General features: G+C 64.2%; 22 protein-coding genes and 1 tRNA gene. 7 read left to right on the plus strand and 16 right to left on the minus strand.

All coding sequences use genetic code 11. From position 1 onward, the window contains the following. The first annotated feature begins 6 nt into the window (after window positions 1-6). The 4 genes from Q0L25_RS08220 (at window position 7) to hflX (ending at window position 5,582) form a co-directional block, all read left to right on the plus strand. Entirely contained in the window at window positions 7-2,277 is a 2,271-nt protein-coding gene (locus tag Q0L25_RS08220; protein ID WP_296613239.1) for an ATP-binding protein, read from the plus strand. Then, the gene (locus tag Q0L25_RS08225) at window positions 2,274-3,644 is read left to right on the plus strand and encodes a sigma-54 dependent transcriptional regulator (protein ID WP_296613240.1); all 1,371 of its coding nucleotides are present in this window, start codon (window positions 2,274-2,276) and stop codon (window positions 3,642-3,644) included. The genes Q0L25_RS08220 and Q0L25_RS08225 overlap by 4 nt, the downstream gene beginning before the upstream one ends. A gap of 97 nt (window positions 3,645-3,741) precedes the next feature. Further along, a complete protein-coding gene (gene hfq, locus Q0L25_RS08230; RefSeq protein WP_296613241.1) occupies window positions 3,742-4,299 on the plus strand; it encodes an RNA chaperone Hfq in 558 nt (185 codons plus the stop codon). Next, window positions 4,296-5,582 carry a GTPase HflX gene (gene hflX, locus Q0L25_RS08235; RefSeq protein ID WP_296613243.1) on the plus strand — a complete coding sequence of 429 codons (1,287 nt, stop codon included), beginning with the start codon at window positions 4,296-4,298 and terminating at the stop codon, window positions 5,580-5,582. The genes hfq and hflX overlap by 4 nt, the downstream gene beginning before the upstream one ends. Before the next feature lie 48 nt (window positions 5,583-5,630). Here the strand turns inward: hflX and mazG are convergent, their stop codons facing one another. The 5 genes from mazG to metG are packed head-to-tail and all read right to left on the minus strand — an operon-like array spanning window position 5,631 to window position 10,127. Then, the gene (mazG, locus tag Q0L25_RS08240) at window positions 5,631-6,386 is read right to left on the minus strand and encodes a nucleoside triphosphate pyrophosphohydrolase (protein WP_296613244.1); all 756 of its coding nucleotides are present in this window, start codon (window positions 6,384-6,386) and stop codon (window positions 5,631-5,633) included. A gap of 60 nt (window positions 6,387-6,446) precedes the next feature. Beyond that, complete coding sequence (locus Q0L25_RS08245; RefSeq protein WP_296613246.1) at window positions 6,447-7,049, minus strand: TIGR02281 family clan AA aspartic protease; 603 nt, start codon at window positions 7,047-7,049, stop codon at window positions 6,447-6,449. Beyond that, window positions 7,046-7,816, minus strand: a complete 771-nt coding sequence (locus Q0L25_RS08250) for an MBL fold metallo-hydrolase (RefSeq protein WP_296613247.1) — start codon at window positions 7,814-7,816, stop codon at window positions 7,046-7,048. The genes Q0L25_RS08245 and Q0L25_RS08250 overlap by 4 nt, the downstream gene beginning before the upstream one ends. Continuing rightward, a complete protein-coding gene (locus tag Q0L25_RS08255) occupies window positions 7,813-8,592 on the minus strand; it encodes a TatD family hydrolase (protein ID WP_296613249.1) in 780 nt (259 codons plus the stop codon). Before Q0L25_RS08255 ends, Q0L25_RS08250 begins: the two co-directional genes overlap by 4 nt. Further along, entirely contained in the window at window positions 8,589-10,127 is a 1,539-nt protein-coding gene (gene metG / locus Q0L25_RS08260) for a methionine--tRNA ligase (RefSeq protein WP_296613251.1), read from the minus strand. The genes Q0L25_RS08255 and metG overlap by 4 nt, the downstream gene beginning before the upstream one ends. A gap of 84 nt (window positions 10,128-10,211) precedes the next feature. Here metG and Q0L25_RS08265 point away from each other — a divergent pair, with 84 nt between their 5' ends. Continuing rightward, window positions 10,212-10,865, plus strand: coding sequence for a hypothetical protein (locus tag Q0L25_RS08265; protein WP_296613252.1), 654 nt, complete (start codon window positions 10,212-10,214; stop codon window positions 10,863-10,865). Here the strand turns inward: Q0L25_RS08265 and Q0L25_RS08270 are convergent. The 5 genes from Q0L25_RS08270 to Q0L25_RS08290 are packed head-to-tail and all read right to left on the minus strand — an operon-like array spanning window position 10,837 to window position 15,675. Beyond that, window positions 10,837-11,823: a DNA polymerase III subunit delta' gene (locus Q0L25_RS08270; protein ID WP_296613254.1), complete on the minus strand. Its 987-nt coding sequence runs from the start codon at window positions 11,821-11,823 to the stop codon at window positions 10,837-10,839. The genes Q0L25_RS08265 and Q0L25_RS08270 overlap by 29 nt on opposite strands. Then, a complete protein-coding gene (gene tmk, locus Q0L25_RS08275) occupies window positions 11,820-12,449 on the minus strand; it encodes a dTMP kinase (RefSeq protein WP_296613255.1) in 630 nt (209 codons plus the stop codon). Before tmk ends, Q0L25_RS08270 begins: the two co-directional genes overlap by 4 nt. Before the next feature lie 6 nt (window positions 12,450-12,455). Continuing rightward, window positions 12,456-13,622 (minus strand): D-alanyl-D-alanine carboxypeptidase family protein, encoded by a 1,167-nt coding sequence (locus tag Q0L25_RS08280; protein WP_296613407.1) that lies wholly within the window; start codon window positions 13,620-13,622, stop codon window positions 12,456-12,458. A gap of 42 nt (window positions 13,623-13,664) precedes the next feature. Next, window positions 13,665-14,618 (minus strand): septal ring lytic transglycosylase RlpA family protein, encoded by a 954-nt coding sequence (locus Q0L25_RS08285; protein WP_296613257.1) that lies wholly within the window; start codon window positions 14,616-14,618, stop codon window positions 13,665-13,667. A 31-nt stretch (window positions 14,619-14,649) separates the two neighbouring features. Next, window positions 14,650-15,675: a lytic transglycosylase domain-containing protein gene (locus Q0L25_RS08290; protein WP_296613409.1), complete on the minus strand. Its 1,026-nt coding sequence runs from the start codon at window positions 15,673-15,675 to the stop codon at window positions 14,650-14,652. A 122-nt stretch (window positions 15,676-15,797) separates the two neighbouring features. On the opposite strand from Q0L25_RS08290, the gene Q0L25_RS08295 reads away from it, so the two are divergent. Then, window positions 15,798-15,887 (plus strand) — tRNA-Ser (locus Q0L25_RS08295). A gap of 69 nt (window positions 15,888-15,956) precedes the next feature. Here the strand turns inward: Q0L25_RS08295 and Q0L25_RS08300 are convergent. Further along, window positions 15,957-16,838, minus strand: a complete 882-nt coding sequence (locus Q0L25_RS08300) for an SDR family oxidoreductase (RefSeq protein WP_296613259.1) — start codon at window positions 16,836-16,838, stop codon at window positions 15,957-15,959. Window positions 16,839-16,941: 103 nt separating this feature from the next. On the opposite strand from Q0L25_RS08300, the gene Q0L25_RS08305 reads away from it, so the two are divergent. Beyond that, entirely contained in the window at window positions 16,942-17,832 is an 891-nt protein-coding gene (locus Q0L25_RS08305; RefSeq protein ID WP_296613260.1) for a LysR family transcriptional regulator, read from the plus strand. Between the two features lie 386 nt (window positions 17,833-18,218). On the opposite strand, the gene Q0L25_RS08310 is transcribed toward Q0L25_RS08305, so the two are convergent. The 5 genes from Q0L25_RS08310 to bamA all read right to left on the minus strand — a co-directional run bounded on the left by Q0L25_RS08310 (window position 18,219) and on the right by bamA (window position 22,934). After that, window positions 18,219-18,554, minus strand: coding sequence for a PilZ domain-containing protein (locus tag Q0L25_RS08310; protein WP_296613262.1), 336 nt, complete (start codon window positions 18,552-18,554; stop codon window positions 18,219-18,221). A 125-nt stretch (window positions 18,555-18,679) separates the two neighbouring features. After that, complete coding sequence (rpmE, locus tag Q0L25_RS08315; protein ID WP_066583243.1) at window positions 18,680-18,910, minus strand: 50S ribosomal protein L31; 231 nt, start codon at window positions 18,908-18,910, stop codon at window positions 18,680-18,682. A 132-nt stretch (window positions 18,911-19,042) separates the two neighbouring features. Further along, window positions 19,043-19,522, minus strand: coding sequence for a 3-hydroxyacyl-ACP dehydratase FabZ (gene fabZ / locus Q0L25_RS08320; RefSeq protein WP_296613265.1), 480 nt, complete (start codon window positions 19,520-19,522; stop codon window positions 19,043-19,045). Continuing rightward, the gene (locus Q0L25_RS08325; protein ID WP_296613266.1) at window positions 19,519-20,199 is read right to left on the minus strand and encodes an OmpH family outer membrane protein; all 681 of its coding nucleotides are present in this window, start codon (window positions 20,197-20,199) and stop codon (window positions 19,519-19,521) included. The genes fabZ and Q0L25_RS08325 overlap by 4 nt, the downstream gene beginning before the upstream one ends. Then, window positions 20,199-22,934 (minus strand): outer membrane protein assembly factor BamA, encoded by a 2,736-nt coding sequence (gene bamA, locus Q0L25_RS08330; protein WP_296613411.1) that lies wholly within the window; start codon window positions 22,932-22,934, stop codon window positions 20,199-20,201. Before bamA ends, Q0L25_RS08325 begins: the two co-directional genes overlap by 1 nt. Window positions 22,935-23,061 lie beyond the last annotated feature (127 nt).

Genomic DNA, 23,061 nt, shown 5'->3' on the forward strand with positions numbered 1-23,061 from the left:
GCAACGATGAGTGGCGAGAGCACGATCGCCGCGCCCCGGCGTTTCTGGGGCGGGCGCCCCAGGATAACTCCGGCCGTGGAGCTGGCCGTGCTCGTCGTGGCGATCGCGGTAGGGGTTGCTACCTATTTCGTCGTCCGAGCCGGAGCCGCGCCGCAGCGCCTGCTGACGCCGCCGCTCGTCGCATTGCTGCTGGTGGTCAATCTCGGACCGTGTGTCGCGCTGATCATGCTGCTCGGTCGGCGCTTGGCGAAGAGCCGCGTGGCGAAATCCGGGGCGGGCGGGGAAGGGCGGCTCCACGTGCGGCTCGTCGCTCTGTTTTCGACCATCGCCACGGTGCCGACCGTGCTCGCGGTTATCTTCGCCTCGGTCATGTTCCAATATGGCGTCGAGTTCTGGCTGTCCGACCGTGTCAGCAATGTTCTCAAGAACGCCACCACGCTGGCGCAGGAATCCTACGAGCAATCGCTCGCCAATTGGAACGCGAATACATTGCAGGCGGCCGATGATATCGCTGCGCACTGGACCCCCGACTGGTTGCGCACCGCGACACCCCAGACGATCCTGACCAAGCGCGACGCTTATGGCTATACGCTGACCAACTATCTGACGCTGCAGCTTTACAACCGCCAATTGTCCGAAGGCGCGCTCTTCCGGGTGGAGGCGAATAACCAGATCCAGTTCCTGACCAGGGTCGACGAATATGGCAGCGTCGAAAAACAGATCGACCCCGTCGCCGTGGCATCGGTCCAGCGCGACAAGCGCAGTGTCGTCACCGTGCAGGGCGATCGCATTCGCGTAGTGGCGCCGGTGCCGGGCGTAGACGGCCTTCTGCTCTACGCTGGTCGGGTGACCGAAGGCGGCGGCGCCAACCGGCAGCTGCAGCGTTTTGGCGATGTCGTCGCCGATTTCCGGGCATTGCAGGCGCGGGCCCGCGCGCTTCAGCTGCAATTCAACGCCGCCTTGTTCATCGTCGCATTATTGATCGTCGGGATCGCGGTGTGGATCGCGCTGGTCGTCGCCGATCGGCTGGTTCGTCCGGTTGGCGAAATGGTGTCAGCCGCGCGGCGCATTGCCGATGGCGATCTCACCGTCCGCGTGCCCGACCCGCGGACGGATGACGAAGTCGGCACGCTGGCCAATGCGTTCAACCGCATGACCTTCAGGCTGCAGGAGCAGACCGGGGCCCTCGAAAGCCGCCGCGCGTTGATCGAGGCGGTGATGTCGGGCGTTTCCGCCGGCGTGATCTCGGTCGATGGCAGGGGGGCGATCCGGTTGCTCAACGCTTCGGCGGTCGCTCAGCTCAAGCTCGACGAAACGCAAGCGGTCGGCGCGCAGCTTGCCGATGTCGCGCCCGAACTGGCCGAGTTGCTCGAGGGCGATACCCGCGAATCGATCGTGCAACTGACGACGGGCGGTGAGCCCCGGACGCTGGCGGTGCGCATCACGGCCGATGAGGACGGCCGCGTCCTGACGTTCGATGACATCACCCAGCAATTGCTCGATCAGCGCCGCGCCGCGTGGTCCGACGTCGCCCGGCGTATCGCGCATGAGATCAAGAACCCACTGACCCCGATCCAACTCGCCGCCGAGCGGCTGCAACGCCGCTACGGCAAGACGATCGACGAGAAGGACGGCGTCTTTGCCCAGCTGACCGATACGATCGTGCGCCAGGTCGGCGATCTGCGCCGGATGGTCGACGAATTCTCGTCCTTCGCGCGCATGCCCAAGCCGGTTTTCCACCCCGAATCGCTGATCGATCTGACGCGACAGGCGGTATTCCTGCACGAAGTGGCGCATTCCGACATCACCTTCCGGCTCGATATGCCGGAGGCCGCGCCTCTGGTCTGCGACCGCCGCCAGATCGGCCAGGCGCTGACCAACATCATCAAGAACGCGGTCGAGGCGATCGAGGCGCGCGGAGAAGGTGCGCCGCCTGGCGAGATCAATGTCACGCTCGATCATGGCGAGCGCCTGATGACCGCGACGATCGCCGATAACGGCATCGGACTGCCGCTCGAGCGCGACCGGATCGTCGAACCCTATATGACGACGCGCGCGCGCGGCACCGGCCTGGGCCTGGCGATCGTCAAGAAGATCATCGAGGAACATTGCGGCACGATCGCCTTTTCCGACCGCCCGGGCGGCGGCACGGTCGTGACCATCGTCTTCGACACCCTGCAACTCGACGCCCTGCTCGACGATAATCGTGACCCCGCGGAAACCAGCAAGGGCGAAGGCGCGCTGGCGATGCTCACCCGTACCGGACAAAAATCATGAGCCTGGACATCCTCGTCGTAGACGACGAGCAAGACATTCGCGAACTGGTCGCCGGCGTCCTGCAGGACGAAGGCTATGAGACGCGCGCCGCCGCCGACAGCGATTCCGCGCTGGAAGCGATCGCGACGCGCCGGCCGAGCTTGGTCCTTCTCGACGTCTGGCTGCAGGGATCGCGGCTCGACGGACTGGAATTGCTCGAGGAGATCAAGCGGCGTGACGCCTCGATCCCGGTGCTGGTCATTTCCGGCCATGGCAATATCGACACCGCGGTAGCTGCGATCCGGCGCGGCGCGGTCGATTTCATCGAAAAGCCGTTCAACGCCGACCGCCTGTTGCTGATGGTCGGCCGCGCGACCGAAACCGAGCAATTGCGTCAGGAGGTCGCGTCCCTGCGCGCCGCGACCGGGCGCGACACCGACCTCACCGGCACCTCGACCGCGATCAACGCGGTCCGCGCGACGCTCAAGCGCGTTGCCGGCACCGGCAGCCGGGTGCTGATCATGGGCGCCGCCGGAGTTGGCAAGGAAGTCGCCGCGCGCCTGCTCCATAGCTGGAGCCAGCGGACCCAGGGACCGTTCATCGTGGTCAGCGCGGCGCGGATGACTCCCGAACGCGTCGAAGAGGAATTGTTCGGCGTCGAGGAAGCTGGCGACCTGGTGCGCACCGGCCTGCTCGAACAGGCGCATGGCGGGACCTTGTTCCTCGACGAGATCGCTGACATGCCGATGGCGACGCAGGGCCGGATCCTGCGCGTCCTGACCGACCAGAGCTTCACCCGGGTCGGCGGCACCCGCACCGTAAAGGTCGACGTCCGCGTCGTTTCGGCGACCGCGCGAGACCTTCAGGCCGAGATCGCCGAAGGCCGGTTCCGCGAGGATCTCTATTACCGGCTCAACGTGGTCCCCGTTACGATTCCGCCGTTGGCCGACCGCCGGGAGGACATTCCCGCCCTCGTCGACCATTTCGTCGCGCATTATGCCGCCGAACGCCGCGTACCCACGCCCGAAGTCGCGGAAGACGCCATGGTGGCGCTGCAAAGCTACGAATGGCCAGGTAACGTCCGACAACTCAGGAACGTGGTCGAACGCACGATCATCCTGGCGCCGGGCGATCGTATCGGGCGGATCGACGTCGACCTTTTGCCGGCGGAAGTACTGGGCGGAGCGGGCGAGGGGGCAGGCGCTTCGGCGATGATGGGAGCGCCGTTGCGTGAAGCGCGAGAGACGTTCGAACGCGAATATCTGAAGGTCCAGATCCGGCGCTTTTCGGGCAATATCTCGCGGACCGCGACGTTCATCGGGATGGAGCGGTCGGCGCTGCACCGCAAGCTCAAGCTGCTGGGGATTACCGACAGCCGCGACGAATAGATTCGCCCACGTGATGTGTCCCATGCGCGGATCGCGAGCGCGCTGGACGCAGGGGCAGGGCGTCACCTATATAGTGTAGCGCGCGCGCCGCGTGGGCATGCGCTTCAGACGCCAGAGAACGGCGCCATGCGGGTCAAGGCCCGCCAAGACCAAGGATCGCCATATGGCCGACAAACAAACCTCGCTCCAGGACCTGTTCCTGAACGCTCTCCGCAAATCGAAGACGCCGGTGACCATGTTCCTGGTCAAGGGCGTGAAGCTCCAGGGCATCGTGACCTGGTTCGATAATTTCTCGGTCCTGTTGCGCCGCGACGGCCAGTCGCAGCTGATCTACAAGCACGCGATCTCGACGATCATGCCGTCGAACCCGATCGACATTGCGGCGATCACCGCCGCGATCAACCCGGACCCGAAGAAGTCGCCGCTGCTGCAGGAGATTTTCCTCAACGCGGTACGCAAGTCCGAAGACAGCGTGACGATGTTCCTGGTCAATGGCGTCATGCTCCAGGGGCATATCGCGGCTTTCGACCTGTTCTGCATGCTGCTTGAGCGCGAAGGCATGGCGCAATTGGTCTATAAGCACGCGGTATCAACGATTCAGCCGGCCCATCCGCTGAATCTTGCCGAAGAATCAAACGGTTCTGACGAGGATTGACCACAGGATTCGAACGTGATCGCGACGAGTTCGCCCGGGGTGCTCGGGCGATCGTCGTGTTGCCGGACCAAGGCAATGCCAGCCGCGACGCCGATGCCCGGCTCGCGGAAACGGCGGGGCTTGCCTCCGCGATCGGTGTCGAGGTGGCGGAAAAGATCGCCTATCGCGTCCGCCAGCCCAAACCCGCCACGCTGATCGGGTCGGGTCAGGTAGAGCAGCTCGCCGCCCAGGTGCGCATGGAAGACGCGCAGCTCGTCGTATTCGACGCGAGCCTGACGCCGGTCCAGCAGCGCAATCTGGAAACAGCGCTCGAGTGCAAGGTGATCGATCGTACCGGCCTGATTCTCGAAATCTTCGGCGAGCGCGCGGCGACGGCGGAAGGGCGGTTGCAAGTCGAGCTCGCGCACCTCGATTACCAGGCCGGCCGGCTGGTGCGTAGCTGGACTCACCTCGAACGCCAACGCGGCGGCTTCGGCTTTCTCGGTGGTCCGGGCGAAACCCAGATCGAGGCCGACCGCCGCCTGATCCGCGACCGCATGGCGCGGTTGCGTAAGGAACTCGACCAGGTCAGCCGCACGCGCGGACTGCACCGCGAACGCCGCCAGCGCGCGCCTTGGCCGGTAATTGCCCTGGTCGGCTATACCAACGCCGGTAAATCTACACTTTTCAATCGGTTGACCGGCGCTGACGTCATGGCAGAAAATCTGCTGTTCGCGACGCTCGACCCGACGCTACGCCAGATCCAATTGCCGGGCATCGACAAGGCGATCCTCTCGGACACGGTGGGCTTCGTCTCGGAGCTACCGACCCAACTCGTCGCAGCGTTCAAGGCAACCCTCGAAGAAGTGGTCTCGGCCGACCTGTTGATCCATGTCCGCGACATCGCCCATCCCGATACCGAAGCCCAGCGGGCCGATGTCGAACAAGTGCTCCGCGAACTCGGTGTCGCCGACACCACACCGCGCTTCGAGGCGTGGAACAAGATCGACCTGCTCGACGACGACGATCGCCAAGATGCGCTGGCCGAGGCTGCGCGGCGGGACGATGTGGTGGCGATCTCTGCGATGAGCGGGGAAGGGGTGGACGAACTCAAGCGCGAGGTCGCTGCCAAGCTGACTGCAGGACATCGCCGCTATTCGATCACCCTAGATGCCTCCGACGGCGCGGGAGCCGCGTGGCTTCACCAGCATGGCGAAGTGCTGGGGCAGGAGGTTGAGGGGGATCGTGCGACCTATGACGTGCGGATGGCGCCGCGCGATTATGAGCGCTTCCAGCAGCGTTGACCTCCGCAGTACGGAGGATCCTGGAGAGGCACGGAAATTGACCGTCCTTCAGGCGCGCTCGCCGGCCTTTGCAGCCAGCCAAAGCGCTTCCTGCGCGTCAAGGCTGCGTTCGGAGAACTTGTCGTCCGCGGCTTCCATCGCTTTGAAGCGCCGCTCGAATTTCGCGTTAGCGCTGCGCAATGCCGCTTCCGGATCGACCCCGAGCTTGCGCGCCCAATTGACGACGGCGAAAAGTAGGTCGCCGACCTCTTCCTCACGCTCGGCGTCGCTGGCCGCGGTTTCGACCTCGGCCAGTTCCTCGTCGATCTTGGCACGTGGCCCGCTGGCATCGGGCCAGTCGAAGCCGGTGCGCGCGGCGCGCTTTTGCAGCTTCTCGGCCCGAAGCAGGGCGGGTAGACCAACGGCGACGCCGTCCAGCGCGCTCTGGTGCCCCTTGGCCCCCCGCTCCGCGGCCTTGATTTGTTCCCAGAGGTAATGGCCGCCTTCGGCCGCATCGCCAAAGATATGCGGGTGTCGGCGTTCCATCTTGTCGCAGATCGCCGTGACGACGTCGTTCAGCGCGAAATCGCCGGCTTCCTCGGCCATGCGCGCATGGAACACGACCTGGAGCAACAGATCGCCGAGTTCGTCCTTGAGGTCGGCCATGTCGGCGCGCTCGATGGCGTCGGCGACTTCATAGGCTTCCTCGATCGTGTACGGCGCGATCGTCGCGAAGGTCTGGACGGTGTCCCATTCGCAGCCGCTCACCGGATCGCGCAGGCGGGCCATGATCGCCACCAGACGCTCGATATCGACGCTGCTCATGCGAGAGGAGAGCCCCCCGCTCGGTCATCTTCGAGATTGATAATATACATTATGTAAAACTCACTTGGGATTGGGGGAGAGGATCAGGGTCTTCCCCTCGACCCGCCAGGATTTGAGCCGTGACAGGAAATTCATCCCCAACACGTCCTGATCGCCGAATTCGGGCGCGACGATCGTCGGCAAATCGGTTGCGGTGATTCCGCCGACCTTGAGCGTTCCGATGGTCGCCGACTTGCCGGTGACTGTTCCATTGGCGGTCGACACGACCGCCGGCGGCGCCATGCCGTCGAGATCGATCTTGGCGCTCGCCGCGGTCGCCGTAGACAATGCGGTCACGGTCGCGCCGCTGTCGACCAGCATAGTGCGTTCGACACCGTTGATTGTCGCCCGCGCCCAGAAATGGCCGTCATCGGCCATCGGGATGCGAACCTCGCTGCCGACCACCGACTGGTCGGGCCCATAGAACAAGGCGCGCGTGCCGGAGACCAGCCATTGGTTCTGGTTGACGATTCCGACCACGAGCAGACCGGTGGCGAAGATGCCGATCCAGGCCAGCGCCATGACGGCAGCGCGGCCCAGCGGCAGCCGGCGCGCGAACAGCGCCGACAGCGGCAGCACGAGCAGCAACACGTAGAAAATCACGTTTCCGGTCGTATTGCTCATCGCGTCACCTCGAATTCGAACCCGTCATAGGCCGGTTCGACTCTTTTCGGGAGTTCGGCAAGCAAGGTGGCATAATCCATCGACTGGTCGAGATGCGTCAGCGCGCTGCGTCGCGGGCGAAGCTCATCGATCCAGGCCAGCGCCTCGTCGAGATGCGGATGGCTGGGGTGCGGATTGCGCCGCAGGACGTCCACGATCCACAGGTCCAGGCCTTGATACTGGCTCCGCATATCATCGGTCATGATATTGAAATCTGTTGCATATCCGATCGCACCGCCATCAGCCTCGAAGCGCATCCCGGCCGAATGGATCGTGCCATGCGGTTGATCGGTGACGGTGATCGCAATATCGCCGATCATCAGCTGATCGGGCAATGGCTCGAGCGATACGGTTGACGGATAGCCATCACGCCCAGCGAAGACATAGCCGAAACGCTCGATCAGCACCGCCCCCGTCGATGGCCGCGCGAGACCTCGTACCGGCCGCCCGGCAGCATGGAACAACTGACGCAGATCGTCGATGCCATGCGTGTGGTCGGCATGATCGTGAGTCCAGATGACCGCATCCACACGATCGACGTCCGCCGAGAGCAATTGCTCGCGCAGATCAGGCCCGGTATCGACCAGGATGCGCGTGGTCGCGGTTTCCACCAGAATCGACACGCGACGGCGGCGGTTTTTGGGCTCCGTGGGATCGCAGGCGCCCCAGTCATTGCCGATCCGCGGCACCCCCGACGACGTTCCCGAGCCGAGGATGCGGACTTTCATGCCTTAGTCTTGGCGAACAAACGGTGGAAATTGGCGCGCGTTGCCTCGGCCAGCTCGTCGGCGTCCTCGCCGCGCAATTGTGCCAGGAACCGGCAAGTATCGGCGACGAAAGCGGGCTCGCCGGTCTTGCCGCGATGCGGGACAGGAGCAAGGAACGGCGCGTCGGTTTCGATCAGCAAGCGCTCGCGCGGCAGGCGCGCCGCGGTTTCCTGCAGATCCTTGGCGTTCTTGAACGTCACGATCCCCGAAATGGAGATATAAAAGCCGAGTTCCAAGGCCTTGTCGGCAAAATCGCCACTCGCCGTAAAGCAATGGATGACACCGGGATAGGCCCCCTGCTCCATTTCCTCGCGCAGGATCAGGGCGGTATCCTCCTCCGCGTCACGAGTGTGGACGACCAGCGGCAATTGCGTTTCGCGGCACGCGGCGATGTGCGAGCGAAAGCTGGCGCGCTGCCGCTCGCGATCCGAATGGTCGTAATAATAATCGAGCCCGCTTTCGCCGATCCCGACCACGCGCGGATGCGCGGCGCGTTCGATCAGCTTGGCGGTATCGACGTCGGGATGCTGGTCGGCCTCGTGCGGATGGACGCCGATCGTCGCCCAGACGTCCGGTTCGCGTTCGGCGACGGCGATGACGTCATCCCATTCGCGCTCGCGGGTCGAGATGTTGAGCATGGCGACGACGCCACTGTCGCGTGCGCGCTGCAGGACGTCGGCCTGGTGTTCGGCCAGGCCTTTATAGTTCAAATGGCAATGGCTGTCGGCAAGCTTCATGTCGCGTCGGCCGCCATTTCGAGCCGCGGGAACACGCCGCTCGGCGCCGGCAGGGCGGTGCCCGCCTCGATCGGCCGATTGAGCGCGTCGAAATTGCGCACATCCGCCCCCTGCCCAAGCAGATCGAGCAATTTGTCGGCGCTTTCCGGGATTGCCCAGCGCGCCATGATCGCGATCCGGCGCACAGCCTCGGCGGCGTAATAGAGGATCGTGTCGGCGCGCGCGGGATCGGTCTTGCGCACGCTCCACGGCGCCTGGTCGGCGAAATATTGGTTGGCGTCACGCGCGGCCGCCCAGATCGCCTCGAGCGCGGTATGGATCGCCAATTCGCTCATTGCGGCGTGCATACCGGCCTCGGCCGTTTTCACGCTCTCGACCAGCGCTTCCTCGGCCGCGGTCGCCGTTCCGGCCTCGGGCACGCGTCCGGCGCAATTCTTGGCGATGATCGATAGGCAGCGCTGGGCGAGATTACCGAGATTGTTGGCGAGGTCGGCATTGCAGCGCGTGACGATCGCCTCTTCCGAATAGCTGCCATCCTGCCCGAAACTCACTTCGCGCAGCAGGAAGTAGCGCAGCGGATCGACGCCGAAGCGATCGGCCAGTTCCATCGGATCGGTGACGTTGCCCAGGCTCTTCGACATCTTCTCCCCGCGGTTAAGGAGGAAACCGTGGCCGAATACCTGTTTCGGCAGCGCGATGTTCGCGCTCATCAGAAAGGCCGGCCAGTAAACCGTATGAAAACGAACGATATCCTTGCCTATGAGGTGAAGGTCGACGGGCCAGTATTTGCCCAGCGGATTATCGAGGTCCGGATAACCGATTCCGGTCAGGTAATTGGTCAGCGCGTCGACCCAGACGTACATGACATGCCCGTCGCTGCCCGGCACCTTGACACCCCAATCGAAGCTGGTGCGCGAGACCGACAGGTCGCTGAGGCCACCCTCGACGAAGCGCAAGATCTCGTTGCGCCGCGCCTCGGGCCGGATGAAGTCCGGATTGGCCGCGTAGAAGTCGAGCAACGGCTGCTGGTATTTACTCAGCCGGAAGAACCAGGTCTCTTCCGCGGTCCATTCTACCGGGGTACCTTGGGGCGAGAGCTTGCCCCCTTCCCCATCGACCAGCTCCTTCTCGTCGTAGAACGCTTCGTCGCGGACTGAATACCAGCCTTCATAGCGATCGAGATACAGGTCGCCAGCTGCCGCCATGGCTTCCCAGATCGCCCGGCTGGCGGCGTGGTGGTCGGCTTCGACGGTGCGGATGAAGCGATCATAGGAGACATTAAGACGGTCATCCATCGCCTTGAAATATCCGGACATCTCATCGGCTAGAACGCGCGTCTCGACGCCACGGTCGCGCGCGGTCTGGACCATCTTGAGCCCGTGTTCGTCCGTGCCGGTCTGGAAACGGACGTCGCGCCCGGCCTGACGATGATAGCGCGCGATCGCATCGGCGGCGATCGCCTCATAGGCATGTCCGATGTGCGGACGGCCATTGGGATAGCTGATTGCGGTCGTGATATAATAGGGTTCGGCCATGTCCTGCCCTCTAGTGCAGGTGCCGCGCCGATGGAACCTCCCGCGGAGCCGTGATACCGTGGGCGAAACGATCGGAGGTTCGCCATGACCATGCGTGTCGCAGCCCTGGCCTTGTTGATGACCGCCGCGCCGGTCAGCGCCCAGCATGTTCCCGTCGCGAGCCCCGCCGAACTTCAGAACGCGATTGCCCAGGATGCTACGGTCGAAGTGCGCGTCGATGGCGATCTCAATGGGGATGGCGAAGCCGACACGGCGTTCATCGAGAATGGCAATGACAGCCGTCGGCTTCACGTCCTGCTCGCTTATCGTACCGAAACTGACCTGGGCCACGATCCCGCGGGCATTCACGACCTCGAATCCTCCGCGCTCGGCCCGGCGCAATTATCGGTCGTCAGGGGCGTGTTGGTGGTGAAGGACCTGACTGGCGGGACAAGCGCGATCGAGGCGACCTATCGCTATCGCTGGGACGCCGCAGCGAAGAAGATGCGGCTGATCGGGCTCGACGCTTCATCCTATAGCCGGACCTTCCAGCATGATACGCACGAGATCAGCTGGAATTTGCTCACCGGAGATTTCGTCACGCGCTACGCGAAGTTGAAGCCAAAAAGTGCGAAAGGCGATGAAGCCTATCTCGATCCGGTCGAGAAGAAACGCAAACGGCCGTCGCGACCGCTCTATCTCGACACGACGCCCGACCCGGATGCGCTGATCAGCGCTGAGACCTGGCCCGCGGGCTGACCGGCGCCAGCCTCGCCACGATACCAGCCATTTCGAACACTGTCCCCTGCGCATCCAACGACAGCCCCAATGCGCCGGCGGCAAGGTTGCGCGCCGCGTCATGCGCATCGAGTGCGATCCGCAACGCCTCGCCGGAACGAGTCCGGGCGGCCGTCGCAATGAAGCTCGGCGCACGCTCGAGAAAGGCCTCGTAACGCTGCTGCGCCGCCTTCAACGACAAGGATCGGGCGAGTTCCGCGCGCACTGCGTTGCTCGAATCGCCCTGCGCCAATTCAGCCAGAGCCTTGTCCAGGCCAGCGATGTCGAGCCCCGCCATTGCCAATGCGCGGGCTGGCGACCCCTCCCCCACCCGAACCAGTTCGTCGAGTTCGCCAGCAGCCACGCCCGAGTCGATCAGGGCTGCGCGCATTTCCGTGTCATTGAGCGGCTCGAACCGTAGCATCCGGCAGCGCGAACGGATCGTCGGGAGCAAGCGGCCGGGCGCGTGGCTGACCAGCAGAAACACCGTGCCCGCCGGCGGTTCCTCGAGATTCTTGAGCAGCGCGTTCGACGCGCCGGGGCGTTCGAGATCGTCGGCGGTGTCGATCACCACCACGCGGCGATCCGAATAGGTCGCCTTGACGCCAAGGAAATGGTCGAGCTCCCGGACTTGGTCGACGCGAATGGACCGTGCCAGGCCCTGTTCCGGCTTCTTCTCGTCGCGCGGCAGGCGTTGCAGCACCTTAAGATCGGGATGCGATCCCGCCTCAATCAATTGCTGCGTACGATCGCCTGGCGGGATCGCGAAATCTTCGGGCTGCCCCGGCCCGGCCAGCAGGCGCCGCGCCGCGAGCATGGCAAATTGCGCCTTGCCCACTCCTTCGGGGCCGGCGAAAATCCAGGCATGATGGAGCGATCCGCTATCGATCGCGGCGGAAAAAGCCTGCCGCGCCACAAGGTTACCGTAGAGTGACGTCATGGCAGCAGGTCGGCGACCGCCTCGATCATGCCTGCAGCCACCGTTTCGACGTCGCCCGCGGCATCGATCAAGCGAACGCGGTCGGGTTCGGCCGCCGCGAATCGACGGAACGCCGCGACTACGTCATCGTGGAAAGCCCGCTCGCGCGCGGCGAAGCGATCCGCCGCCGCGCCGTCGCGCGCAGCGGCGCGTTCAGCGCCGATCTCCGGTGGAACCTCCAGCACCAAGGTGCGATCGGGCAATAATCCGCGCGACCCAAAGGCATGGAGCGCAAGCACCGCCGCATCGTCGATGCCGCCCGCCACGCCCTGGTAGGCGCGCGACGAATCGATGAAGCGGTCGCTGATCACCCAGGTGCCGATGCCGAGCGCGGGCTGGATAACTTTTTCGACATGGTCGGCGCGTGCGGCGGCAAACAGCAATGCCTCGGTATGCGAGCTCCAGCGCTTGACGTCGCCCTGCATCAACAGGTTGCGGATCGCCTCCCCGCCTTCGCTGCCGCCGGGCTCGCGCGTGACGATGACGTCCAGGCCGCGCGCGCGCAGTTCGTCGGCGAGACGGCGGACCTGGGTCGACTTGCCCGCGCCCTCGCCGCCCTCGATCGAGAGGAACTTGCCGCGCGCCACCTGTCGTCAGCCGCCGAACAATTGCATCAGCCCGGTCCAGGCGCGACCGAAGAACCCTGCCTGGCCGACGTCCTTGTCGGCGACCAGCGGGAAGCGCTGGTCGGGCATGCCGGGTGATGTCACGATCAGATCGGCGACATGGTCGCCCGCCTTGATCGGCGCCTTGAGCGGACCGTCATAGACGACCTTGGCGTTGGTGTTGGGCGTGGTCCCCGACGGCACGGTCATCGCCAGATTGTCCGCTGCGACCAGCCCCACGCTGCTCGACGATCCCAGCTGGACCTCGGCGGTGGCGACCTGCTTACCCTTGGCGACGATCGGATGCGTCTGCCAGGCGCGGAAGCCCCAGTTCATGAACTTGATCGATTCGTCCTTGCGTTGGTTGTAGCTGGTGAACCCCGCCACCACCATCACCAGCCGCCGGCCGTTCTGGATCGCCGAGCCGACGAAGCTGTAGCCTGCCTCTTCGGTATGGCCCGTCTTGAGGCCGTCCGCGCCGGCAACGACACCGAGCAGAGGATCGCGATTGGCCTGGTCGATCGCGCTACCGTTCATCTGGGTACCCCAGGTGAAATTGGGCAACGAATAATAGCGTTTGTAGAGATCCGGGAAGTCACGGATCGTCGCCTCTGCCAGCTTGGCGAGGTCGCGCGCGGTGACATAGGTCACGCCGTTATCGGGCCAGCCATTCGACGTGCCGAAATGGCTGTTGGTCAGGCCCAGTTTCTTGGCCGCTTCGTTCATCCGGTCGGTGAACGCCTGCTCGGTGCCCGAAATGCCTTCCGCCAGCACGACGCAGGCGTCGTTGCCCGACAGGGTGACAATACCCTTGAGCAAATTGTCGACGCTGACGCTTTCGTTGGCCTTGAGGAACATGGTCGACCCCTGGCTGTGCCATTTGCGCCAGGTTTCGGGGCTCATCGTGAATTGCTGGTCGGGCTTGAGCTGGCCCTTCTTGATCATATCGAACACGACATAGACCGTCATCATCTTCGCCGTGGAGGCCGGCGGCATGCGATGATCCGGGTCCTTCGAATAGAGGACCGCGTTCGACGACATGTCGACCATATAGGCGACCGGCGCCGGCGTATCGAAGGTCGGCGCGGCGGCAGTGGCCGGCATGGCGGCCAGGACCAGAGCGGACGCCGCGCTCAGGTGGATCATCTTGGGCATATAGTTCATGGTGACAACAGTCCGTACGCTAAGGCGGGTGGATCAGTCCTCGCGGACCACACGAGCATCGCCATAGCCGCGTGCCGCTGCCGCGTCACGTGCCTGGCTGGCTTGATTTTTCGTCGAATAGGGGCCCATCCGCACACGCCATACCGAGCCTGCCGGCACGGTATGGCCGCCCAGACTCCTGGAGAGGGCTGTGGCCCGCGCTTGGCTCGAAAATGCGGCGACCTGGACGTAGAAACCTCCCGTCCCTGGCGCACCGGACAGTGTTGGCTTTTTCCCGGGCATTTTGGCGGTCTGCGGCTCGGGCGGAATGCGGACGAGTGGCGGGCGCAATTGCGTCCTCGGCGGTTCTTCGCCCCAGGCGCGCCCGACAGTCAACCGCTGGCGAAGGCCGGCGAGTAAGGATGGCGGCGTGTCCAGCCGCGGCACACCGGGCTGGCCGGCGCGCAGTGCCGCAAGATCGGACGGGCTGGCAGTGACCGCGCGGATGCGAACGGCCTCGCGTCCGGCTATACCAAGCGTCCGCGCCGCACCCTGCGAGAGGTCGATCAGCAGATTGCTCTGGTGCGGCCCGCGGTCGTTGATCTGGACCAGGATCGTACGTCCGGTGTCGAGCGCGGTCACTTCGGCATAGGAGCCGAGCGGGAGCGTGCGATGGGCCGCGGTGAAGCCCTTGGGGTCGAACGGAACGCCCGATGCCGTCCGCGCGCCCGCCAGCTCATCGCCATACCAACTGGCAAAGCCGACCTCATCGTAGCGCGACTCCCCGCGCCCCGACGTGGCGCTCGGGCCATCCGATGACGGCGGTCCGGCATCCGCTTCATCGGCGGAGAGCGGCGCTGGCCGGCCCTTGGGTTGCGGCGCGTCTTGTGGAACAATTCGTGGATAGGTCTGTGGATAACCGCCTTGCAGCGCGCCTCCAGCGACCAGCGAGGGCGAACGCGGCCCACCGTCTGATTCCCAGCTTCCAGCGCACCCCAACAGGACCATGCACGGTCCCAGCGCGAATGCGAGTCCCCCCTTATTCCACCGCATCCGCCAGCAGCCCCACGCTTAACGCATAAAAATTCGAACAATTGTAGTCGAGGATGACCCGGTAATTGCCGGTCAGCAAATAAGCCGTCTTGCCCGGCCCGTCGGGCTCGATGAGCGTAGCCTGCACATTGCCCGCAGGCCATGGTTTGGATTGCGGCACGATCCCCAGTGCACGCCACTCGGCCATCGTTCGCCAACCGCTTTGCCGGGCGAACACCTTGGGGCAGCGCGGCGAGATCAGCTTGTTGGTGACGCCGGAGCGATCGAACGTCGCCGGCACCGACACGGCGAGGCCCCAGGGTTGCCCGCGCCGCCATCCGGCATTGTAGAAATAATTGGCGATCGAGGCGAGCGTATCGGCATCGCTGTTCCAGATGTCGGCACGACCATCGCCATCGCCGTCGCGGGCCATGCGCAGATAGACCGATGGCAGGAATTGCGGCCCGCCCATCGCACCCGCCCAACTGCCGACGAGTTGGCTGCGCATGACGCCGCGATCGACCATCTTCATCGAGGCGATCAGCTCGCCTTCGAACAGCGCGCGGCGACGGCCATCATAGGCCAAGGTCGCCAGGGCGCGCGGCAGGTCGAAATTGCCCATGATCCGGCCGTAATTGGTCTCATGCCCCCATATCGCGACCATGATCGATTCGGGCACGCCCGTTTCGGCCTCGATCCGGCTGAGATGCGCGCGTTCTGCCAGATACTTCGCCCTACCCTGTCCGATTCGGGCTGCATCGACATGGCTGCGCAGATAGGGCGCGAAGGGCGGTGACGCGCTGTTGGTCGGGTTGGCCGGGTTGCCGCCCGGCTGGGCATGGTCGAGATCGATCACGCGCTGATTGAAGGTAAGCCCGGCCAGGACCGAATCGGCGCTGGACGGCTTCACGCCCTGAGCGATCGCACGGCTGCGCACGCCTTGGAGATAGGCCTGAAACGCCGAATCGTCCTGTGCGTTGGCCGACCCAGACGTCAGCCACACCCCGGCGGCCAGCGTGACCGCCGCCGCCATTCGTCCCATCATACCCCGTCCGCGCATCGGCAGACCGTGCCACAGCGGGCGGCAAAGGTGAAATCCCATCGTCGCGCGACTTGCACAAATCGCCGTCCTTGACCAAAGCGCTGCTCGCGCGCGGAGAGGTGGCCGAGTGGTTTAAGGCAGCGGTCTTGAAAACCGCCGTGGGTGGAAGCCCACCGTGGGTTCGAATCCCACCCTCTCCGCCAAGGCGCATCTTCGATCGCAAAGGGGCCGCTCCCGGAGAGTAGCCCCTTTCGATCATCGTCATCGGCGCTTCAGGCCACTGTCTTTTCCGACGCGGCGAGTGCCGCGGCGAAGGCGCGATAGGAATGAAGCGGGCGGCCCAGCAAGCGGGTGAGGCGCTCGACGTCTCCTGCCTCGGGGATCATGCCGTCGCTGACATAGCGCTCCGCCATCAAGCGCATTTCGTAAGCGGTCCATCTCGGCATGAAACCCGCCACTGTCTGCTCGAACGCGCTCGGATCATCGCCGCCATAGACGACCGGGCGGCCGAGGACGTCCGACCAGATCGCGGCGACATCCGAACCGCTCAGCGTGTCGGGGCCGACCAGATTGATGATCTCGACCGGCAGCGCGCTCGGCGCCTGCGCGCGGCGGACGAGTTCGATCGCCGCGACCTCCGCGATATCGCGCGTATCGACCATCGCGATACCCTTACCGCCGATCGGCATAGGATAGACGCCGTAGTCGAAGACGGCATCCTTGATCATATGCTCATTGTCGATGAAGTAGGAAGCACGCAGGATGGTGGCGCTGAATCCCATCTGCTCGATCATCCGCTCGGCACCGGACTTCACCGCAAAGTGCGGCACGTTCACGAACCGATCGGCATGGATCACCGACAGATAGACAAGGCGATCGACCGACATTTCGCGCGCGATGTTGAGGGTGATCAGCGCCTGGGTGAATTCGTCGCCGGTTACCGCGTTAAGCAGGAAAAAGGCGTCGACGCCGGTGAACGCGGCGCGCAGCGCATCGATATCGAGCAGATCGCCTTGCGCGATCTCCACCGCGGCAGGAAAATCGACTTTCGACGGGTCGCGGGTGAGCACGCGCACGGCGACCCCGCGGTTGACGAGCTGATCGACGACATGGCGCCCGACGCGTCCGGTCGCGCCGATAACGAGAATGGTCATGATGTGTCTCCTGAGGGGTCATGATTGACGCCTCCGAAACTAGTGATCCACAATTGAGCCAATAGACCTTATATCTGGACAGTCCGTCTACTGAGTGGAACACATGGATCTTCTCGCGCTGGCCGATTTCAACCTCGTCGCCAAACATGGCGGATTCGGACGCGCCGCGCGGGCGGCCACGCGCCCCAAGGCAACCCTTTCCCGGCGGGTGTCGGAATTGGAGGCCGGGCTGGGAGTGCGGCTGTTCGAACGCGGCGGCCGCGATCTAAAGCTCACCGAAGAAGGACGATCGCTCCATGAACGGACCGCGCGACTGATGGCCGAGCTCAACGAAACCGCGGCGGCGATAGCAGCGGGGGGTGACGCGCCGCGCGGCCGCTTGCGGATCAGTGCCCCTTCGCTCTTTTCGCAGGTCGCGATGGGCAGCCTCGCTGCGGGTTTCGCGCTGGACTATCCCGAGGTGCGGCTTGAAGTCACGACCGACGATCGCGCTGTCGACATGATCGAGGAGGGCTATGATCTGGTCATACGGGTCAATCCACGACCCGATGAAAGCCTGATCGGGCGAGTTTTCCTGCGGGACAGGCAGGTGGTTGTGGCAGCACCCACCTTTGTTCGGCCCATCGCCGGTGCGGCGGTACAGGCTGTCGTGCGTGGGCCGGCCGATCTGGCGCGAAACTGGAACGTGACTACGACAAACGAACGGTCGACGATCGCGATCGACCCGATCCTGTCGCTGTCCTCGATGGCAATGGTCCGCAACGCGGTTCGGCAGGGAGTCGGTGCCGCTTGCTTGCCGCTTTCGCTGGTGAGCCATGACCTGGCGGCTGGTCGGCTTGTGGCATGGGCCGATGTCGACGAGCCCGACACCAGTTTGTGGGCACTCTATCCGTCTGCCCGGCTTCTGAGCGGGCGCGTGTCGGCGTTCCTGACCTATCTGAAAAAGGCATTTCCTACCGGCTCGCCCGACGAATTGGCGGCGTTTATCGATTAGCGACGCGTCGAACGCGGCTCGCCAGCACCGCGATCGCAATGCGGCGTCGGCGCACAACGATCGGGTGGCTGCCGCCTATCACAGCGCTTTGCGGCATCGGCGCGGCGCGGCTGGACACAGCCTTTCTCTGTGGTCGATGTGACGGCGGCGACCTGGCCGACCGGCATCTGAGTGAGGCCCAGCCCCACCACAGAACCAACCAGCAGTCCGATCCCGGCGAATGCACCATAGCGCCGCATCACCGTCGGTTTCCGGGCGGGAGGATGATAAAGCGAGATGCCTGGCGTGCGACGCATGGGATTATCCGAGCGACTTGTTACCAGATTCCGGCCGTTTTCGATACGTAATAGAGCGTATTGCGCCTCCCGGACGCAACGCCAGCCGGTTCAGACCGTGCCAACCTCGACCAGTGCTTCGTACAAATGGTCGGGCAGTGGCCGGTGGAACAGGCAACCAGCCTGGAAATCATCGGCCCAACGCACCGTTGCCGCCACCTGACCGGCGCCGGGCAACGTCAGCCAGATCACGCTGTCCTTCTTGAGCGAGGAATAGGTCGAGATGCGTGCGCCTTGGGGCGACAGATCGGTCACCCGACACAAAGTGCGGTCGAGCCCGCCCCTGCCCAGCTTGGCGTCGAGCGAAACCGGAGCGCGGGGCGCGCGCCGGCGGTTCATCACTGCGGGTTCGAATTCCGCCGATATGTTGATCTGCCTGGCTTCCATGACGGAAATGCTATGCGCGCGATGCCTAAGACGGCGTTAAGCACCGCGCTCGCCCGATACGCAAACGCCGCGCTCCCAGCAGGAACGCGGCGTCGAACGCTACGCAGCCGCCGAAGCGGCGCGGCTTACTTCTTGGTGAGCGACAGCCCGCCGAAACGCTTGTTGAAGCGCGCCACCTGACCGCCCGCATCGAGCATCTGGCCGCGGCCACCGGTCCAGGCCGGATGCGACAAGGGGTCGATTTCGAGCGTCATCGTGTCGCCTTCCTTGCCCCAGGTGGAGCGGGTCTCGTACACGGTGCCGTCGGTCATCTGGACCTTGATCATGTGGTAATCGGGGTGAGTGTCTTTCTTCACGTCGCGAAATCCTTTTGAAAGCTCCCGGTTTCCGACCGGCAGCGAAGCCGCGGCGCCTAGCAGAGGGTGTCCGCCGGCGCAACTCTCTCGAAAAATGTCCCCAACGATGCGCGGCGCGTGGGCGCCGCCGCGTCAAGCCGCCGGCGGATCGGCGATCATCGCCGTAAAGTTCGCCTGGGCGGCCAATTGCCCGTCGATCAGCGCCCGGCCGGCGAATTTGCACACAGACGAGCGCTTCTGGACGAACTCGACTTCCAGGCGGAGCAGCACGCCGGGTTCGACCGGCTTCCTGAACTTCGCCTCGTCGATCGCCATGAAATAAACGAGCTTGCCCGAACCGGCCAGGCCCAGGCTCTCCACCGCCAGGACACCGGCGGCCTGTGCCAGCGCCTCGACGATCAGCACGCCGGGCATGATCGGCCGTCCGGGGAAATGTCCCTGGAAGAAGCTCTCGTTGATCGTCACCGCCTTGATCGCCGCGATCGACCGGTCGAGGATCAATTCCTCGACACGATCGACCAGCAGCATCGGGTAGCGGTGCGGCAGCGCCGCCATCACCCGCCCGATATCGAGCGGACCGATGGATGCGGCTGCCGTCGCGTCTTCGCTCACCGTCCGGACGGCTTCTTGCCGGTCGAAGGCGCCGGGGTCGCGGGCAGCGCGGCGCCCGGGACGCCCGCCGGCGGGTTGCCGCGCGGCGCCGCCGGAGCACCGGCAGCGTTGCCACCCGGCTGCCAATTGGCCGGCGGCGTGATGCTGACGGTCGTCACCAGCTTGTTGAGTTCGGCGGTGATGTCGTCGGTGATGTCGGCATTGGCGTCGAAGTCGAGCGCCGCTTCCGGACGGATCACCAGGCTGACGCGCTTGGTCGTCTTGACCGTGGCATAGGCCTGCTGGAACTTGGCCGAGATCTGCTCGATCGCATAAGCGCGGGCGCGCAAGGCCGGCATTTCCGCCTGCGACGCCTGCTGCTCCTTCTGCTGGATCGAGGCGAAATTGGGTGACGCGCGCAGCTTGGCGAGCTCGGAATCGTCGAGCTGGCCATCCTTGTTGGCGTCGAACGCCTGCTCCAGCGGAGCGAGTTCCTTGCGGATCGCTTCGGCCTGGTCGAGCCCGGTCTTGTAGGTGGTCTTGATCTGGTTGATCGCGTTGGTGAACGCGGTCGTCTTCAGGATCGCGGTCTGCGGGTCGGCCACGGCGACGGACTGCGCCGAGGCGGTGGGCGCCAGCGCCAGGCCGGTCGTCAGCGCGACGGCGCTGATCCCGAGATATTTGATCATGCTCTTCATCAGAATTGGGTCCCTACGTTGAATGTTACGAGTTTGGTATCGTCGCCGGGCGAGTGCAGCAGTGCCTTGGCGATGTCGATGCGGAGCGGCCCGAAGGGCGAATTCCAGTTGACCCCGAAGCCGATCGACACGCGCGGCCGCGGCGTGTCACCGAGGAACTGCTCGAGGAACGGTCCGGCCGAGGTGGTCAGCGCATTGTTGGCAGTGCTGCCGACGCAATTGCCGCTTGCGTCCGGAATACCGGTTGCACAGGTCGTCGACACAACCGAGCCGCTGGAATCGGTGTAGCTATAGAGTAATTGGCCCGAGCCGTTGCGGACCGGAGTGACGATCGGGTCGTAGATCGTTTTTCCATTGGCATCGACGTGAGACGGGAACGTCGTCAGCTGTGGTCTGGTTACACCCCAGACGGCACCGACATCGAGGAAGATCGACGGACGAAGCCCCAGCTCGCGCGCACCGCCCGAAAGCGGCGGCTGCAGCTCGAACCGCACGAGATAATAGGCCCGGCCGCCCAAGGCGTCATCGATATAGTTCTTCTTGTCGGGATCGAGCGTCTGCGCAGTCACGACACCATTCGAGTCGGTCGTGTTGAGGTAATTGATACGCCGGACGCGCGGGCCGACGCCGCGAATGTCGAAGCCACGAATCTGCGGCTCGCCGAGATAGAAGCGATCGGTAATGCGCACCTTGTCGATGCCGGCGCCACGGCTCTTCTCCAGGCTGGCGATGTAACCGGCCTCGCCATTGACCGAGAAAATCCAGTTGTGGCCGAGGTTGATGTATTTCGACGCTTCGATCCGCGACCGGACGTAGCGTACGTCGCCGCCGAGCCCGGCAAAGTCCTGGCTCAGCACCAAGCGCTTGCCCGCGGTCGGCCTCAGACGGCTGTTGAGGCTGTCATAGACCAACGAATAGCCGAGTACGGACGACAAACGATTGCCGATCGCGTCGCACAGATAACGCCCCGCCTTGAGGGGATCGCACGTATCGGGAATACCGTCTGCGTTCGTGTCCGAATAATAGGTCGCCTTGTCCAGTCCGACTTCGTCATAGGTCAACCCGTATCGGGCGGACAGCGACCAATATTCGGTGATCGGCACGCCGGTGCGGACCTGGAAGCCGGTCGAGACCTGCGAATAAGTCGTCTGACGCTGGTCGCCGAGATAATTGAACGAGTTGTAGTCGCGGCGGAAGATGTCGACGCCGACCGCGACGTTCTTATTGAACAGATACGGTTCGGTGAAGCCGAGCGAGACCGACTTCGAATAGACCGAATAGTCGACATTGGCGCGGAGCTCCTGCCCCTTGCCCCTGAAATTGCGCTGCGTGATGCCGGCCTGGATGATGAACCGCTCGAGGCTCGAATAGCCGGCCGATAGCGACAATTCGCCTGTGGCCTTTTCCTCGACATTCGCATTGAGCACGACGCGATCGGGCGCCGAGCCCTGCTCCTGCTTGATCTCGAACTTGTCCTGGAAGAAGCCCAGCGAGTTGATGCGGTCCTGCGAGCGCTTGACCTGGAAACTGTTGAACGCATCGCCTTCCGCCAGGCGGATTTCGCGGCGAACGACCTTATCCTGGGTGTTGCGATTGCCGGTGATGTCGATCTTCTCGATGTACGAGCGCTTGGCTTCCGCGATGTGGAAATTGATCGACATGGTCAGCTTGTCGGGGTCGCGATTGAACTCAGGGTTCACATCGGTGAACGCGTAACCGAACAAACCGGCGGTCTCGTTCAGACGGTCGACCGAATCCTCGACGCGCTTGGCATTATACCAGTCGCCCTTGTTGATCCCGAGGCCCGCCGCAAGCTTGTTGTTGTCGAAATCACGGATGTCGCTGTCGACAGTGACATTGCCGAATTTGTAGCGCGGGCCTTCTTCCACCACATAGGTGATGATGAAGTTCTTCTTGTCCGGAGTCAGCTCCGCGACCGCCGAGGTCACGCGGAAATCCGCATACCCTTGCGTCAGGTAGAATTGGCGCAGCTTCTGCTGGTCGTACGCCAGCCGATCCTGGTCGTAGGACGTGTTGGACGACATGAAGCGCGTCAGCCGCGCCTGCTTGGTGACCATCTGCTCGCGGAGCTTGCCATCGGAAAAGACGTTGTTGCCGATTATGTTGATCGCGCGGACCTTGCTCTTTGGCCCCTCATCGATCTCGAACACGACGTCGACGCGATTCTGGTCCAGGCTGACCATCTTCGGCTCGATCCGCGCAGCAAAGCGGCCCTGGCGACGATAAAGCTCGACGATCCGCGCGACGTCCTGGCGCACCGCGGTACGCGTGAAGATCTGGCGCGGTGCAAGCTTGATTTCCTTGGTGATCTTGTCGGACTTGAGGGTCTTGTTCCCCTCCAGGATCACGCGGTTGATGATCGGATTCTCGCGGATGCGGATCGCGATCTCTCCGGTCTCGACGCCGGCGATCGACACGTCGGCGAAAAGGTCGCTGGCGAGCAGGTCGCGCAGCGCCTGGTCGAGCGTTTCATTGGTATAGGCCTGGCCCACGCGCAGCTTGGTGTAGGACAGCACTGTTTCCGGCTCGATACGCTGCGACCCTTCGACGCGGAGCGAACGGATCACCCGCTGCGGCGCCACCGCCGGCGATGTCGGCGCGGCTGGCGCGGTCTGGGGCGCGCCAGGAGGGGTCTGCGGTGCCGCGGCGGCGGGCGCCGGAGCGGGCTGGGCCGCGGTCTGGGCGGCAGCAGCGACCGGGACCCCCGAGAGCATTGTCCCCGCGAGCAGCACCGTTACGGCGCGCGTTCCGAACTTCGACGTATTGATAACTTTCACTATTCCACCCCAGCCGGAGACATTGCCGTCGCGTGATTTACGGGCGCGCCCGCCCTGCCCTAAC

This window comes from Sphingomonas sp., from assembly GCF_024508665.1.
Classification (GTDB): domain Bacteria; phylum Pseudomonadota; class Alphaproteobacteria; order Sphingomonadales; family Sphingomonadaceae; genus Sphingomonas.

Coding starts and splice junctions, on each gene's coding strand:
- Q0L25_RS08220 (WP_296613239.1), top strand. CDS start 7: ATGAGTGGCGAGAGCACGATCGCCGCGCCCCGGCGTTTCTGGGGCGGG.
- Q0L25_RS08225 (WP_296613240.1), top strand. CDS start 2,274: ATGAGCCTGGACATCCTCGTCGTAGACGACGAGCAAGACATTCGCGAA.
- hfq (WP_296613241.1), top strand. CDS start 3,742: ATGCGCTTCAGACGCCAGAGAACGGCGCCATGCGGGTCAAGGCCCGCC.
- mazG (WP_296613244.1), bottom strand. CDS start 6,386: ATGAGCAGCGTCGATATCGAGCGTCTGGTGGCGATCATGGCCCGCCTG.
- Q0L25_RS08245 (WP_296613246.1), bottom strand. CDS start 7,049: ATGAGCAATACGACCGGAAACGTGATTTTCTACGTGTTGCTGCTCGTG.
- Q0L25_RS08250 (WP_296613247.1), bottom strand. CDS start 7,816: ATGAAAGTCCGCATCCTCGGCTCGGGAACGTCGTCGGGGGTGCCGCGG.
- Q0L25_RS08255 (WP_296613249.1), bottom strand. CDS start 8,592: ATGAAGCTTGCCGACAGCCATTGCCATTTGAACTATAAAGGCCTGGCC.
- metG (WP_296613251.1), bottom strand. CDS start 10,127: ATGGCCGAACCCTATTATATCACGACCGCAATCAGCTATCCCAATGGC.
- Q0L25_RS08265 (WP_296613252.1), top strand. CDS start 10,212: ATGACCATGCGTGTCGCAGCCCTGGCCTTGTTGATGACCGCCGCGCCG.
- Q0L25_RS08270 (WP_296613254.1), bottom strand. CDS start 11,823: ATGACGTCACTCTACGGTAACCTTGTGGCGCGGCAGGCTTTTTCCGCC.
- Q0L25_RS08280 (WP_296613407.1), bottom strand. CDS start 13,622: ATGCCCAAGATGATCCACCTGAGCGCGGCGTCCGCTCTGGTCCTGGCC.
- Q0L25_RS08285 (WP_296613257.1), bottom strand. CDS start 14,618: ATGGTCCTGTTGGGGTGCGCTGGAAGCTGGGAATCAGACGGTGGGCCG.
- Q0L25_RS08290 (WP_296613409.1), bottom strand. CDS start 15,675: ATGGCGGCGGCGGTCACGCTGGCCGCCGGGGTGTGGCTGACGTCTGGG.
- Q0L25_RS08300 (WP_296613259.1), bottom strand. CDS start 16,838: ATGACCATTCTCGTTATCGGCGCGACCGGACGCGTCGGGCGCCATGTC.
- Q0L25_RS08305 (WP_296613260.1), top strand. CDS start 16,942: ATGGATCTTCTCGCGCTGGCCGATTTCAACCTCGTCGCCAAACATGGC.
- Q0L25_RS08310 (WP_296613262.1), bottom strand. CDS start 18,554: ATGGAAGCCAGGCAGATCAACATATCGGCGGAATTCGAACCCGCAGTG.
- Q0L25_RS08325 (WP_296613266.1), bottom strand. CDS start 20,199: ATGAAGAGCATGATCAAATATCTCGGGATCAGCGCCGTCGCGCTGACG.
- bamA (WP_296613411.1), bottom strand. CDS start 22,934: ATGCTCTCGGGGGTCCCGGTCGCTGCTGCCGCCCAGACCGCGGCCCAG.